We start from the raw sequence: 13,206 nt of genomic DNA, 5'->3' as shown, positions 1-13,206 counted from the left end.
ACGGCAGACCGAATCTGAACCCAAAGGAGATCTCCCTTATGCTCTACGCCATTATCGCGGCGGTTCTCATCGCCGCCGACCAGGTGGTCAAATTTCTGGTCCGCGCAAACATCCCCATGTGGGAGTCCATCCCCTTCATCCCCCATGTAATGGACCTGACCTACGTCCAGAACACCGGCGCGGCTTTTAATATTTTCAGGGAGCACACCTGGCTGCTCACCCTCATCTCCGCCCTGGTGGCCGTGGTCATTGTGGCGGTGATGGCAAAAAAGGTGGTGCGCCATCGCTTTGGCCTCGTCTGCCTGTCCGTGGTCCTGGCCGGGGCGGTGGGCAACCTCATCGACCGGCTCTTCTTCGGCTTCGTCACCGATATGTTCCAGACCACCTTCATCAGCTTCGCCGTCTTCAACGTGGCGGACATCTGCGTGGTGCTGGGCGGCATCGCCTTCTGCGTGTATTTTCTCTTTTTCTACGATAAGCTGGAGAAGGGGGAGACGCCCCATGGCGATTCTGCGTCTGACACCTGACCGTGAGGGGGAGCGCTGCGACCAGTTTCTCTCCCGCCAGCTTCCCGAGCTCTCCCGTTCGGCGGCCCAGCGGCTGCTGGAGGAGGGCGCGGTAACCCTGAGGGGGGTAAGGGTCAAGAAGAACTACAAGGCCGCCCCGGGGGACGAGCTGGTGCTCGTCCTGCCCGACCCGGTAGAGGCTGACGTCCTCCCCCAGGATATCCCCCTGGACGTGGCCTATGAGGACGACGACGTAATCGTGGTCAACAAGGCCGTGGGCATGGTGGTCCACCCCGCGGCGGGCCACCCGGACGGGACGCTGGTCAACGCACTGTTATATCACTGCGGTGAATCACTCTCAGGAATCAACGGGGAACTGCGCCCGGGCATCGTCCACCGCATCGACCGGGACACCTCCGGCCTTATCATCGCCGCCAAGAACGACTTCGCCCATCTGGCCCTGGCCGGGCAGCTTCAGGACCACTCCCTCTACCGGGAGTACGAGGCGGTGGCGGTGGGCGGCTTTCAGGAGGACGCGGGCACCGTAAGCGCCCCCATCGGGCGGCATTACAGCGACCGCAAGAAGATGGCCGTGGACCGCCTCCGTGGCCGGGAGGCGATCACCCACTGGACGGTCCTGGAACGTTTTTCCGGCTATACCCATCTCCAGTGCCGCCTGGAGACCGGCCGCACCCACCAGATCCGGGTCCACCTGGCCTCCATCGGCCATCCCCTCCTGGGGGACACTGTCTACGGCGCCAAAAAGCCCTATCCGGGCCTTGCGGGCCAGTGCCTGCACGCGAAAAGGCTCTCCTTTGTCCACCCCCGCACCGGCGAGCGCGTGACGGTGGAGTGCCCTCTGCCGGAATACTTCAGGCTGGTGCTGGAGAAACTGAGGAGGCTGTAGCCGCCGCGGGTACGCCCTTTTTCCCACCGCCTTGACAACCGCGCCGTTTTTCGATAGAATACCACCGACCGCAAGACAAATCGAATAGCAGGGGCGCTGGACGCAAGTCCGGCTGAGATGCGGGGCGTAATGCCGCCCCCCGTCCCTTGAACCTGATCCGGGTAATGCCGGCGTAGGAAGATGATTCGGCTGTTGTCGTCGTTTCTTTCGTACCGCATTGCGCTATCCAGGTTTGCGCTGCGGTACATTTTTTTCAGGAGGAAGAAACGATGCCTGTCATTACCCAGTCCAAGGAGAACTCCCGCGCGCGGCAGTCGGTCCGTATGCTCTGTGAAGGGGCCGTTATGGTCGCCCTGGCCCTGGTGCTCAACCAGCTTAAAATTTTTCGCCTGCCCAACGGCGGCTCCATCACCCTGGAGATGCTCCCCATCTTTTTCTACGCCATCCGCTGGGGGTTTGGCCCCGGCGTATTGGCCGGCTTTGCCTTCGGCCTGCTGCAGATGTTCATTGACGGCGCGGTGGCCTGGGGCTGGCAGTCCCTGCTGCTGGACTATCTCATCGCCTTCCCCCCGCTGGGGCTGGCCGGGCTGTTCCGGGGTAAGAAGTGGGGCATTTTTGCCGGCACCGTCGTGGGCTCCTTCGTCCGCTTCATCGTCCACTTTATCAGCGGCATCACCATCTATGCCATCGCCGCGCCTACGGAGCTCTTTGAGATGACCTTCACCAGCCCGTGGATGTACTCCCTGGCGTACAACGGCAGCTATATGCTCATCGACATGGCCCTGTGCCTTGCAATTTTCGGTCTGCTCTACAGGCCCATGAAAAAGTATTTCATGGGGTATGATTTATTGAGATAAAAAAGGTGTGATTTTTTGGGCAAGTTCGACTGCGTGCTGCTGGCCAGCGATTTTGACGATACCCTCTACAATTCCAGCCGGGAGGTATCCGCCGAAAACAGGGAGGCCCTGAACTATTTCATCCGTCAGGGCGGACGCTTCACCGTGTCCACCGGGCGGGCTCACCGCACCTTCTCCCCCTATGTCCATCTGGCCCCGGTCAACGCCCCCGTCATCCTCTCAAACGGTGCCCTGCTCTATGACTACAGCGCCGACAAGGTCATCTGCGAGTTTCCCCTGCCCCGCCGGGCGACGGAGGATCTGGGCATTCTCTCGGCCAAGCTGCCCACCGTCGGCATCGAGACCTACCACGGGGACGACGTGTATATCCACCACCCCAACGACTTCACCCAGCGGCACGTCACCAAGGTGAACACCGACTGGACTCCCTGCGAGCTTCGTGATATGCCCACCCCCTGGAGCAAGGCCGTCCTTCAGGACGAGTACGCCGTCCTCCTGGACGCTCAGAAATTAATCCTGGAGCGCTGGGGCGACCGGTACGAGGTCATCTTCTCCAACTCCGCCCTGCTGGAGGTCACCGCCAAGGGCGCCACCAAGGGTGGTATGGTCCTCAAGCTGGCCCAGCTCCTGGGCATCGCCCGAAAGGACCTGTACTGCGTGGGGGACAACCAGAACGACATCCCCATGCTGGAGGTATCCGCCATTCCCTTTGCCCCCGCCAACTGCGCCGACGCGGTAAGGGATTGGGGGAGGGCCAGGATTGTCAAGTCCTGCGACGAGCACTGCATCGCCGATATCATCTCCATCCTGGACGGGATGTACCCCTCAATGTAAAAGCCGCGGACCCAAGACGGAATCTCCGTCCTGGGTCCGCGGTTTTTACTTAGCTTGCCAAAGAAGCCCCTCTGGGCTTATTTGACAGGAAGGCTGCATGACGGATATTCACTTGATTCCGTCGTCCGCCGACGACGGAACTCTGCGAGGCTTGCTCTGCGGAGGGCTTTACTGTCCGTACCCCCGGGGTACGGACCTCCAAACGAGTCAAAGGCGCGTCAGCGTGCAGTGCGCGACAGTTCCTCCAGCGTTCCGGCCAGGAGGGCGGCGTAGGGGGGCAGGGAGGCCAGGGGCGCGCGCTCGGTAACTGCGTGGGCGTCCAGGATATCCGGCCCTGTGCTGACCATCACCAGCCCCGGCGCCTTGGCCTGAAAGCAGGAGGGCTCCAGCCCCACGTGGACGGCGGTAATCTCCATGCCCCGGCCGGTCTCCCGGCGGTAGACCCCATCCATCAGCCGGGCCAGGGGGTTGGCGGCGTCCCCCACCCAGCCGGGGTAGCCGCTGGCCGCGACGGCAAAGCCGGTCCGCCCGGCCAGGGCGGCGTGGGCCGCCGCCATGGCCCGCTCGGCGGCGGGCTCGGTGCAGCGGAGGAATTCTGCGGCGCGGATCTCCCCATCCCGGGCCCATACCCGGCCCAGGTTGGCCGAGGCGCATACGGTGTCCGGGAAATCCGCGTGCCAGCCCAGTACCCCGCAGCAGAGGCCCGCCAGCAGTTCCAGCGTACTTCCGCGGCAGTTTTCCGACCAGACCACGGACGGCATAGGGGCGGGGACAAGCTCCACGCGCGCGTACGGGTCAATCTCCCCGTGCCGCGCCCGGATCTCCGCCGCCAGCCGCTCCACCGCAGACGCAAGGGCGGGTACGTCCTCCCGGGCCACCGCCAGCTCAGCGGCGCACTGGGCCGGGATGGCGTTGTGGGCCTGCCCGCCTGTCAGCCCGGCCAGCTCATAGGCGAAGTCCAGCTCCGTGAGGAAGGCCGTCAGCAGCTTGATGGGATTGCCCCGGCCCCGGTGGATGTCGTCCCCGGAGTGGCCGCCGGTGAAGAGCGACAATTCGACCCGGAATGGGGCGGGCAGGGCGGGGGCCGCCGTCTCCAGGGGACGGGAGAAGGTCTCCCGCCTGCCCCCGGCGGAGCTGACCACCGCCCGTCCCAGGTGGAAGCCGTCGGTATTGATGAGGTAGTCCGCGCCCCGCAGCCAGGCCGGGTCCAGGGCCGCCGCCCCCCGGAGGCCCACCTCCTCCTGTACGGTAAAGAGGAGGCGCAGCGGTCCGTGCTCCACACCGCGGCCGAGCAGCCAGAGCACCGCCGCGTTGCCCAGATTGTTGTCCGCGCCCAGGGAGGACCGCCCGTCCGACCGGAGAAAGCCGTCCGCCGCCTCTATCCGCACAGGGGAGCCCACGGGGTCGTATCCGCTCCCGAGTCGCACGGCGCATACCATATCCATATGGCCCTGCAAAATCACCAGGGGCGCGTTCTCCCGGCCGGGGGCAGCGGGTACGTCCGCGTACAGGTTATGCAAACCGTCCGCGGCGGGGGAGAGGCCCATCCGCCTCAGCCGCTCCGCCAGATACGCGCTCTCCGCCGCCTCGTTCCCCGATCCGTGGGGAACGAGGCAAAGGCCGCGAAATTCCTCCACAATGCCCTCAATTACGGCGTTTTCTCCGCCCAATCGCGCGATAAGGTCCATAGGTCCGCCCTCCTAACCACGTGCCTTTCCATTATACCAGCACCGGCGGCCTCTTTCAATCAGAGGAACACCTCGCACACGCCCAGCGCCACCAGCAGGGCTCCGGAGAGGGGAAGGGCAAACCTGCCCAGGAAACGGCCCAGAACCCCCCGGCCCAGCCACCGCCCCAGCAGTAGGAATACGATGGTCACCACAAAATTGCATACCGACGCCCAGAGGGGGCTGATGCCGCTGACTCCGGCGGCCACGCCCACCCCCGCGTTGTTGACGGCCAGGGCCGCCGCCAGGGATACGCACCCCCACATCCCGGGGGCCTGGGCGCTCTGGGCGCCCTCCTCGGGTCTCCCCAGCTGGCGCAGCCAGTCCAGCAGAAACCAGAAGCCGATGCCCACCAGCACCAGTCCCCCCAGAGCGTCGGAGAGGCCGGGGCTGATCACCCCCGCCGCCAGATCCCCCAGGGCCAGGGAGAGCCAGGTCACGGCGGTGGTGACCACGGCGATGATGAGGCAGCCGCCGCCGGTAATATGTACCCCTCTCACCGCGTACCCCATGGATAACATGACCGTATCCAGATTACAGGCCATGGAAAAGAGCAGGACGGCCGTAAAGGATATCCAAAACTCCATTGCACGCCTCCTTTCTTACGCGGCGGAAGCAAAGCCCGGTCCGCGTCGCCCCCCATCCTATGCGGGGCGGAAAAGAGTGGTGCAAAAAGGGCGTTTTGACTGGATTTACAGTCTTGTTTGTGCTATACTGAATCAGTTACATAGCTAACAGAAAGAGGGTATCCAAATTGAGCGCCCGCGAGGAGTTTATCGAAATTTTCAAGGCCAGCATCCACCGGGACGGGGCCGACGCCCTGCTGGATTTCCTGGAAAACAGGAGCGACTTTTTTTCCGCCCCCGCCTCGGCCAAATTTCATGGGGCGTATGCCGGCGGCCTGTGCGAGCACAGCCTGAACGTCTACCACTGCCTGGCGGACTATCTGGCCCGGCCCCGTGTTCAGGAGCTCTACGGCCTGGAGTACGACAGCGAGACGGTGGCCGTGGTCTCCCTGCTGCACGACGCATGCAAGATCGGCTGCTACAAGCCCGGCACCCGGAATGTGAAGGGGCCGGACGGCAAGTGGCAGGCCGTGCCCACCTTTTACTTTGAGGACCCCCTGCCCTACGGCCACGGGGAGAAGTCGGTCTACATCGTAAACGGCTTCATCCGCCTGAGCCGGGAGGAGGCCATGGCCATCCGCTGGCATATGGGCTTCTCCGGCACGGAGGACGCCCGTACCGTGGGACAGGCCTTCCAGCAGTTCCCCCTGGCCTTTGCCCTGGCTACCGCGGACATGGAGGCCACCTACTTTTTGGAGGGCGATCCCCAAGCGTAATGGGTCCGCACCCCCGGAGAACGGCGGGGGCAAGCCGCCGCCCTGCCCGGGGGGAGATACCGCGGCAAATACGCGCATGGCGGCCCTCCGGGGCCGCCGCTTTGTGCTTGCAATTACCATAGGAGGCGAAACGCTTTGCGGCAAAAACGCACCAACGACCTGGGGAACGATCCGGTCCCGTCCCTGCTGTTCCGGCTGGCGGTCCCCGCCGTCACGGCCCAGCTGGTCAACGCACTCTACAATATTGTGGACCGGATGTACATCGGCCATATGCCCGGTACCGGCAAGCTGGCCCTGACGGGCCTGACGGTCTGCTTCCCCGTACTCATGTTCATCTCCGCACTCTCCGCGCTGGTGGGCATGGGCGGCGGCTCCCGGGCGGCCATCCGCATCGGCGAGGGCAAGATGGACCTGGCCAATGAGATTCTGGGCAACTGCACGCTGCTGCTGGTCCTCATCTCGGTGGCGGTAACGGCGGTCTTTATGCCCATTCAGGAGCCCATGCTCCTCCTCTTCGGCGCCACGGAGAACACCATCGGCTACGCCACCGACTATATGACCATTTACCTCTGGGGCACCGTTTTCGTCCAGCTGGCCCTGGGCCTCAACAACTTCATCACCACCCAGGGCTTCTCCACCACAAGCATGCTCACGGTGGTCCTCGGCGCGATTACCAATATCGTGCTGGACCCCATCTTTATCTTCGGCCTCGACATGGGCGTCCGGGGCGCGGCCCTGGCCACCATCATCGCCCAGGCGGTCTCCGCGGTATGGGTGGTCTGCTTCCTGCTGGGGAAGAAGACCAAGCTGAAAATTCAGGCCAGGTTCCTGCGCCTCAGGGCGAAAATCCTTCTGCCTGTGGCCGCCATCGGCGTGTCCCCCTTCATCATGCAGTCCACAGAGAGCCTGGTGATGATCGCCCTCAACTCCAACCTGAAGATGTACGGCGGGGAGCTGAAGGACGTCTACGTGGGCGCGATGGGCATCGGCAGCAGCATCATGCAGGTGCTCACCATGCCCTTCATGGGGCTGGCCCAGGGAGCCCAGCCCATCATCGGCTTTAACTACGGGGCGGGGAAGCTCAGCCGGGTGAAGCACGCCTTCAAGCTGCTCTTCATCTCCTCCGTCACCCTCTCCGTACTGGGCTGGGCGGCCGTGCAGCTCTTCCCCGGGGCCTTTATCGCCATCTTCAACGACGAGCAGGATCTGGTCACGGCCGCCACCTGGGCCCTTCACGTCTACATGGGCTGTATGTTCATGCTGGGCATCCAGTTCTCCTGCCAGAACACCTTTGTGGCCCTGGGACAGGCGAAGATCTCCCTCTTCCTGGCTCTGCTGCGGAAGATCATTCTGCTGATTCCACTGGCCTATCTCCTGCCCCTGATCATCACGGGCAACCAGGTCTTCGCGGTCTATCTGGCCGAGCCGGTGGCCGATTTCCTGGCCGCCGCGGCCACAGGCCTTATGTTCCTCTATAAATTCCCCCGGATTCTAAAGCGCCGGGAGGCGGAACTGTCCCAGCAGGGACAGTAAAGAAAAGGGCAGAGACGGAAACCCCCGTCTCTGCCCTTTTTTGCTCACCCCCGGTCCGCCAATTGCGGGAAGGGCAGGATTCACGCATAGTGGTACCTCTTCCGCCCCCAGAGGATGCAACCCACCGACACCGCCCCCGCCAGCAGCTCCGCGAAGGGCACCGCCAGCCAGACGCCGTCGACCCCGAAGGCAATGGGCAGAACCAGCAGTCCCAGGAGAATGAATCCGAAGGTCCGCAAAAAGGCGAGGAGGGCGGAGGTCCTCCCGTCGGACAGGGCGGTAAAGAGGGCGGAGGCAAAGATATTGAGCCCTGCGAAGAGAATCATGGGTGCGAACATGCAAAAGCCCGCCACGGCGATGTCGAACACTGCCGTGCCCGGCGGGGAGAAAACCCCCACGATCCCCCCGGAGAAGGCCATCGCCGCGATGAACACCGCCACCGACGAGACCGCCACAAATATCATGCAGCTGCGGAAGACCGATTTCAGCCGATGGGTGTTCTCCGCGCCGTAATTAAAGCTGATGATGGGGGCCACGCCCATGGAAAAGCCCATATAGAGGGCCGTGAGCAGGAACTGGGCGTACAGCACGATGGTGATGGCCGCCACGCCATCCTCCCCCAGGTAGCGGAGCATGAGCATGTTGAAGAGGAAGGTGATGACGGCGCTGGCCAGGTTGGTCACCATCTCAGAGGAGCCGTTGAGGCAGCTGTAGAGGAGCATCCTCGCGTCCCACCGGGGCCGGATGAAGCGCAGGCCGTGCCTGCGCAGGGCGAAAAACGCCGCCCCCGCCGCCGCGGGAATCAGGTAGCCTGCCGCAGTGGCCAGGGCCGCGCCGGCAATCCCCAGTCCCAGGGGCACGATAAAGACATAGTCCAGCACCATATTGGCAAGACCCGCCGCCACGGTGAGCCACAGCCCCAGCCCGGGCCGGCCGGCCACCACGAAGAAGCTCTGAAACATGAGCTGGAGGATGTAGGCCGGGGCGAAGGCCATGAGGATACGCAGATAGTCGGTGCAGTAGCCGAGCAGGGCGGGGCTGGCGCCCAGCAGGCGGCTCATGGGCTCGGCCAGGGTCAGGCCCAGCACGGTGAAAAGAACGCCTGCGATCAGCCCGGCCGCCAGCAGCAGCGCGAAGCCCTCCCGGGCCGCTTTTTCGTCCCCCTCGCCCATGCGCCGGGCCACCACGGCGCTGCCGCCGGTGGCCAGCATCACCCCCACCGCCAGTTCCACCGAGATCATCGGGTAGGCGATATTGACTGCGGACAGGGCGTCCGCCCCCACGAAGCGCGCCACGAAGAAGCCGTCCACCACGGTGTACAGCGACATAAAGATCATCATAATGATGCTGGGCAGTGCAAACTTCAGCAGGGAACCAAAGCCGTAGTCCCGATCCAAAGTATTGGTCATTTGATTTCCCTTCCTTTCAATCTTCCATCGGTTGAACAGAGGCGAAGGATAGTATATACTATCGGGTAACCCGATAGTCAAGGAGGAGTTTTCCCATGTCTCAGCCTCAGGGTCATTTTACCACCGGGGAGTTCGCCCGGCTTTGCGGAGTGTCCAAGCACACTCTCTTTCACTATGACGAGATGGGCGTTTTTTCCCCCAGCGGCCGCGGGGAGAACGGCTACCGCTACTACTCCCTGGCCCAGCTGGAGGTCTTCAACGTCATCGCCACGCTGAAGGAGCTGGGGATGCCCCTGGCCGACATCAAGGCCTACCTGGACCGCCGCAGCCCCCGGGAGCTGGTGGCCCTGCTGGAGGGGGAGGAGGCCCAGCTGGACGAAAAGATCCGCGCCCTGCGGCAGATGCGCGGCCTCATCCACCGCAAGGCCGCCCTGACCCGGGCGGCCCTGGGCACCGATTGGGACGCCATCGTCCTCCGCCGGGAGGAGGAGGCCCTCTTCGTCCTGACCCGCCTGCCGCCCCTGACCACCAGCCGGGACACCGCCATGGCCATCTCCGAGCATGTGCTCTTCCGGGAGCGGCACGACATCCACAGCCCCTACTCCATCGGCTCCATGATCAGTGTGGAGGCCGCCCGGGCGGGGGACTTTGAGACCGGATACAGCCACTTCTATACCCGGGTGGAGCGCCGCCCCAAGGGTGTGGAGGTCTTTACCCGCCCTGCCGGGCGCTATCTCTCCGCCTGCCACATCGGCGGGTACGCCAGCGTGGGTGAGGCATACGGGCGGCTCATCGGCTGCGCGGAGACCCGCGGCATGACCCTCTGCGGCCCCTTCTTCGAGGACACCATGCTGGACGAGCTCTCCATGGAGGGGTACGACAATTATGTGCTCCAGATCTCCATTCTGACACAGGGGGGATAAATGCCCCCCTTCTGTGTCGGATCCCGGTGTGTTCAGGCGCAGCGGCCCTTGCCCCGGCGGTGCGGCGTGTCCTGCAAGCGCGCCGCTGTTCTCTGCCCCAAGACGGAAAGTTCACTTGACATTCGGATAGCGAAGTATTATACTCTGGATGGAAAGCAAACTTTCCATCCAACCGACGGAGGTGGTCCCCGGTGAAAAACCGGCTGGAAGAACTGCGCAAAGCCCACGGCATGACCCAAGAGGACCTGGCCGACGTGCTGGAGGTCTCCCGGCAGACCGTGGGCTCCCTGGAGAACGGGCGGTACAACCCCTCTATTATTCTGGCCTTCAAAATCGCCCGGCTCTTTCACACCACCATTGAGGAGGTCTTTCACTATGAAGAATAAGCTGCGCCTCTATACCGCCCTCGCCGCCCTCTTCTTCCTGCTCTCCGCAGCGGCCTATCTGCTGGATAAGCTCTCCGCGCCTCTCCCGGACCGCTGGGGCGGGCTGCTGGTGGGCGGCGGCGTGGGGTTGGGTGTATTCTTCCTCTCCAAGGCGCTGACAGAGCGGTACTATGTGAAAAACCAGAAGGCCCGCCGGATGATGGAGGTGGAGGACCGGGACGAGCGCACCCGGACCATCCGGGGCATGGCGGCCTACCGGGCCCTGGTCTCGGGCACCCCCATTTTTCTGTCCGTCTGGCTCATTCTCCTCTTTCTGGACGTCCCCCTGGCGGGCCTGCTGGTGGTGTGCGCCGGTTATCTGTTGAACTTTGGCGTTTACGCCTATCATCTCGTCAAGCTGCAAAAGGAAATGTGAGGTATCTATGAAGCTGATTTTAGACCAGATCGAAAAGCATTTTGGGGAAAAGCAGGTGCTCAAGGGGGCCTCCTTCACCTTTGAGCAGGGCCATATCTATGGTCTGCTGGGCCGCAACGGCGCGGGCAAGACCACGCTGATGAACTGTCTCTCCGGGGAGTTCCCCCCCGACGGCGGGACCTTCCATCTGGAGGCGGAGGGCGCGCCCCGGCCCCTGGGGGAGGGGGACGTGGGCTATGTCCTCTCCACCCCCGTGGTGCCCGAATTCCTGACCGGGTGGGAGTTCGTGAAATTCTTTCTGGAGATTGCCGGGGGTAAGGACGCCTCAGGCCGCACCCCCGACGACTGGCTGGCCCTGGTGGGCATTGACGGCGAGGACCGGAGCCGCCTGATGAAGGACTACTCCCACGGCATGAAGAACAAGATGCAGATGCTCTGCTTCCTTATCGCCCGTCCTCCGGTCATTCTGCTGGACGAGCCGCTGACCTCCTTCGACGTGGTGGCCGCCCTGGAGATGAAGAACCTTCTGCGTGAGATGAAGGCCGACCATATCATCATTTTCTCCACCCACATTCTCCAGTTGGCGGCCGACCTCTGCGACGAGATTGCCATCCTCAACCACGGCCTTCTGGAGGAGGTCGACCCCGCCATCATCCACACTCCGGCATTTGAAAACCGGGTGGTGGAGATTTTGAAAGACGAGGAGCACCATGATTAATTCCGTCAAAAACGTACTGCGCATCCAGGCCGCCATGAGCTGCAACCGCTTTCTCTTCTGGCTGAAGAAGCTGCCCCTCATCAGGCGGCTCTTCCCCGACAGCCTCTACGGCGCGGTGAACGCCAAGCAGCGGCTGATGGCGGTGGTGGAGGCGCTGAAGGTCCTGAGCTACTTTGCCGGCAAGTTCCTCTACCTCTTTCTCTGCTGCTACGCGCCCCTGGTCCTGCTGGCCGACGAGATGACTCCGGCGGGGAACTGGCCCATGTTTGTCTCCATGGTGTTCTTTATGAGCTTTTTTGTGGGCTGCTTTCTCCAGTCGGGCATTCTCACCGCCAGCCTGGTGAAATACACCTGCGTGCGTCAGATGGGCATGAGCGCCCGGGCCTGCCTGGCCGCCACCACCGGCCGGGACCATCTGCAGATGCTCATCACCTTTACTCCGGCGCTGATGGTCTTCTCATGGGTCCTGGGCCGTGGCCCCTGGGCGGGCCTCCTCCTGTCCCTGGAGCTGGCGGCCGCCCGGGCCATCGGGGAGCTGCTCCACGTCCTTCTCTACTTAAAGACGGAAAAGCTGCCGGGCAAGAACGCCTGGTTCATCATCGTCCTGGTGATGGGCGGTCTGGCGGGGGCCTATATCCCCGTCTTCGCCGGGGCCGCCCTGCCCCTGGACCGCTTCCTCTTAAATCCGGCGGTGTGCATCGCCCTGGTGGGCTGCGGCGCGTGGGCGGCCATGTGGCTCCTGCGTTTTCCACACTACCGGGAGCTGGTGTGGAAGACCTGCAAGGCTGAGAACGTCTCCACCGCCGCCGCCAAGCAAAACGCCGCCCAGGCCGCCTTCAAGGACGTGCAGATGAAGGACTCCGACCTGACGGCCGAGGACGCGGGGAGCCGCATCCGCTCACTGAAGGGCTACGAGTACCTCAACGCCCTCTTCTTCCGCCGCCACCGGCGGCTGCTGGTGAAGCCGGTAAAGTACGAGCTGATGGGCGTGGGCGCGGTCTTTTTGGCGGGGCTGGCGGGCGCCCTCCTCGCCCCGGAGCTTACCCGCTCGCTGGTGGAACAGCTCCCGGCATTTCTGCCCACCTTCGTGTTCATTATGTACTTCATGTGCAATACCCTGGGGCAGCGCATCTGCAAGGCCATGTTCTACAACTGCGATATCTCCTTTCTGCGGTACGGCTGGTACCGGGAGCGGAAGGTGGTCCTGCACAATTTCGCCATCCGCCTGCGGCGGGTGGCGGGGCTGAACCTGCTGGTGGCGGGCGCCATCTGCCTGGCCCTGGCGGCTCCGGTGCTCCTCACGGGCGCGGCCCTGCCGCCTCTGGAGCTGGCCGCATTCCTCCTGTCCATCCTCTGCCTCTCCGTCTTTTTTACAGTGCATCCCCTATTCATGTACTACGTCTTTCAGCCCTATACCTCCCAATTGGCGGTCAAGAACCCCTTCTTCAGCGTCATCAACTGGGTGGTGTATATGGTCTGCGTCCTCTGCCTGCAGATTAAGCAGCCGCCCCACTACTTCGTCCTCATTGTCCTGGCTGCCACAGTTGTATACAGCGCCGCCGCCCTTCTGGTGGTGTGGAGGCGGGCCCCGAAGACCTTCCGGGTAAAGTGACGGCGCATCTTTTGCAAATATTGTGCCAACTAGCCCA

The 13,206-nt window shown here is 63.4% G+C and carries 14 protein-coding genes and 1 riboswitch; of the genes, 11 read left to right on the top strand and 3 right to left on the bottom strand.

Features of this window, described 5'->3' with window-relative positions; genetic code table 11:
- Positions 1–38 precede the first annotated feature (38 nt).
- From lspA to H8S62_RS07195, 4 genes are all read left to right on the top strand, one after another.
- Positions 39–527 (top strand): signal peptidase II, encoded by a 489-nt coding sequence (gene lspA, locus H8S62_RS07210; RefSeq protein ID WP_186918877.1) that lies wholly within the window; start codon positions 39–41, stop codon positions 525–527.
- A complete protein-coding gene (locus tag H8S62_RS07205; RefSeq protein ID WP_186918876.1) occupies positions 502–1,413 on the top strand; it encodes an RluA family pseudouridine synthase in 912 nt (303 codons plus the stop codon). Before lspA ends, H8S62_RS07205 begins: the two co-directional genes overlap by 26 nt.
- A gap of 79 nt (positions 1,414–1,492) precedes the next feature.
- Positions 1,493–1,609: riboswitch (TPP riboswitch) on the top strand.
- A gap of 73 nt (positions 1,610–1,682) precedes the next feature.
- On the top strand, positions 1,683–2,270 hold the full coding sequence (thiT, locus tag H8S62_RS07200; RefSeq protein ID WP_243255464.1) for an energy-coupled thiamine transporter ThiT: 588 nt from the start codon (positions 1,683–1,685) through the stop codon (positions 2,268–2,270).
- 15 nt (positions 2,271–2,285) lie between these two features.
- Positions 2,286–3,104 carry an HAD-IIB family hydrolase gene (locus H8S62_RS07195; protein WP_186918875.1) on the top strand — a complete coding sequence of 273 codons (819 nt, stop codon included), beginning with the start codon at positions 2,286–2,288 and terminating at the stop codon, positions 3,102–3,104.
- 218 nt (positions 3,105–3,322) lie between these two features.
- Here H8S62_RS07195 and H8S62_RS07190 read toward each other — a convergent pair whose 3' ends face one another.
- Together H8S62_RS07190 and H8S62_RS07185 are read right to left on the bottom strand one after the other, a co-directional pair.
- Complete coding sequence (locus H8S62_RS07190) at positions 3,323–4,792, bottom strand: M20/M25/M40 family metallo-hydrolase (RefSeq protein ID WP_186918874.1); 1,470 nt, start codon at positions 4,790–4,792, stop codon at positions 3,323–3,325.
- Positions 4,793–4,851: 59 nt separating this feature from the next.
- Positions 4,852–5,418, bottom strand: coding sequence for a manganese efflux pump MntP (locus H8S62_RS07185; RefSeq protein ID WP_155150246.1), 567 nt, complete (start codon positions 5,416–5,418; stop codon positions 4,852–4,854).
- A gap of 167 nt (positions 5,419–5,585) precedes the next feature.
- On the opposite strand from H8S62_RS07185, the gene H8S62_RS07180 reads away from it, so the two are divergent.
- Together H8S62_RS07180 and H8S62_RS07175 are read left to right on the top strand one after the other, a co-directional pair.
- Positions 5,586–6,173: a hydrolase gene (locus H8S62_RS07180; RefSeq protein ID WP_186918873.1), complete on the top strand. Its 588-nt coding sequence runs from the start codon at positions 5,586–5,588 to the stop codon at positions 6,171–6,173.
- Between the two features lie 135 nt (positions 6,174–6,308).
- Positions 6,309–7,706 carry an MATE family efflux transporter gene (locus H8S62_RS07175; RefSeq protein ID WP_155150250.1) on the top strand — a complete coding sequence of 466 codons (1,398 nt, stop codon included), beginning with the start codon at positions 6,309–6,311 and terminating at the stop codon, positions 7,704–7,706.
- An 80-nt stretch (positions 7,707–7,786) separates the two neighbouring features.
- Here the strand turns inward: H8S62_RS07175 and H8S62_RS07170 are convergent, their stop codons facing one another.
- A complete protein-coding gene (locus H8S62_RS07170; protein WP_155150252.1) occupies positions 7,787–9,115 on the bottom strand; it encodes an MATE family efflux transporter in 1,329 nt (442 codons plus the stop codon).
- A 95-nt stretch (positions 9,116–9,210) separates the two neighbouring features.
- Between H8S62_RS07170 and H8S62_RS07165 the strand changes: the two genes are divergently transcribed.
- The 5 genes from H8S62_RS07165 to H8S62_RS07145 all read left to right on the top strand — a co-directional run bounded on the left by H8S62_RS07165 (position 9,211) and on the right by H8S62_RS07145 (position 13,169).
- On the top strand, positions 9,211–10,038 hold the full coding sequence (locus tag H8S62_RS07165) for a MerR family transcriptional regulator (RefSeq protein ID WP_155150254.1): 828 nt from the start codon (positions 9,211–9,213) through the stop codon (positions 10,036–10,038).
- Positions 10,039–10,229: 191 nt separating this feature from the next.
- The gene (locus tag H8S62_RS07160) at positions 10,230–10,424 is read left to right on the top strand and encodes a helix-turn-helix domain-containing protein (protein ID WP_186918872.1); all 195 of its coding nucleotides are present in this window, start codon (positions 10,230–10,232) and stop codon (positions 10,422–10,424) included.
- On the top strand, positions 10,414–10,839 hold the full coding sequence (locus H8S62_RS07155; RefSeq protein ID WP_186918871.1) for a hypothetical protein: 426 nt from the start codon (positions 10,414–10,416) through the stop codon (positions 10,837–10,839). Before H8S62_RS07160 ends, H8S62_RS07155 begins: the two co-directional genes overlap by 11 nt.
- Positions 10,840–10,846: 7 nt before the next feature.
- Positions 10,847–11,557: an ABC transporter ATP-binding protein gene (locus tag H8S62_RS07150; protein WP_186918870.1), complete on the top strand. Its 711-nt coding sequence runs from the start codon at positions 10,847–10,849 to the stop codon at positions 11,555–11,557.
- Positions 11,550–13,169 (top strand): hypothetical protein, encoded by a 1,620-nt coding sequence (locus H8S62_RS07145; RefSeq protein WP_186918869.1) that lies wholly within the window; start codon positions 11,550–11,552, stop codon positions 13,167–13,169. The genes H8S62_RS07150 and H8S62_RS07145 overlap by 8 nt, the downstream gene beginning before the upstream one ends.
- Positions 13,170–13,206 lie beyond the last annotated feature (37 nt).

The sequence above is a fragment of the Lawsonibacter faecis genome (assembly GCF_014287675.1).
In the GTDB taxonomy this organism is placed as follows: domain Bacteria; phylum Bacillota; class Clostridia; order Oscillospirales; family Oscillospiraceae; genus Pseudoflavonifractor; species Pseudoflavonifractor faecis.
Note: the sequence above shows the minus strand (reverse complement) of the source record. Positions and strands in the feature narration are given on the sequence as shown.

Bases quoted from the DNA above. Each gene is read 5' to 3' on its own strand.
- thiT (WP_243255464.1), top strand. From the start codon at position 1,683: ATGCCTGTCATTACCCAGTCCAAGGAGAACTCCCGCGCGCGGCAGTCG.
- H8S62_RS07185 (WP_155150246.1), bottom strand. From the start codon at position 5,418: ATGGAGTTTTGGATATCCTTTACGGCCGTCCTGCTCTTTTCCATGGCC.
- lspA (WP_186918877.1), top strand. From the start codon at position 39: ATGCTCTACGCCATTATCGCGGCGGTTCTCATCGCCGCCGACCAGGTG.
- H8S62_RS07150 (WP_186918870.1), top strand. From the start codon at position 10,847: ATGAAGCTGATTTTAGACCAGATCGAAAAGCATTTTGGGGAAAAGCAG.
- H8S62_RS07165 (WP_155150254.1), top strand. From the start codon at position 9,211: ATGTCTCAGCCTCAGGGTCATTTTACCACCGGGGAGTTCGCCCGGCTT.
- H8S62_RS07145 (WP_186918869.1), top strand. From the start codon at position 11,550: ATGATTAATTCCGTCAAAAACGTACTGCGCATCCAGGCCGCCATGAGC.
- H8S62_RS07190 (WP_186918874.1), bottom strand. From the start codon at position 4,792: ATGGACCTTATCGCGCGATTGGGCGGAGAAAACGCCGTAATTGAGGGC.
- H8S62_RS07155 (WP_186918871.1), top strand. From the start codon at position 10,414: ATGAAGAATAAGCTGCGCCTCTATACCGCCCTCGCCGCCCTCTTCTTC.
- H8S62_RS07205 (WP_186918876.1), top strand. From the start codon at position 502: ATGGCGATTCTGCGTCTGACACCTGACCGTGAGGGGGAGCGCTGCGAC.
- H8S62_RS07170 (WP_155150252.1), bottom strand. From the start codon at position 9,115: ATGACCAATACTTTGGATCGGGACTACGGCTTTGGTTCCCTGCTGAAG.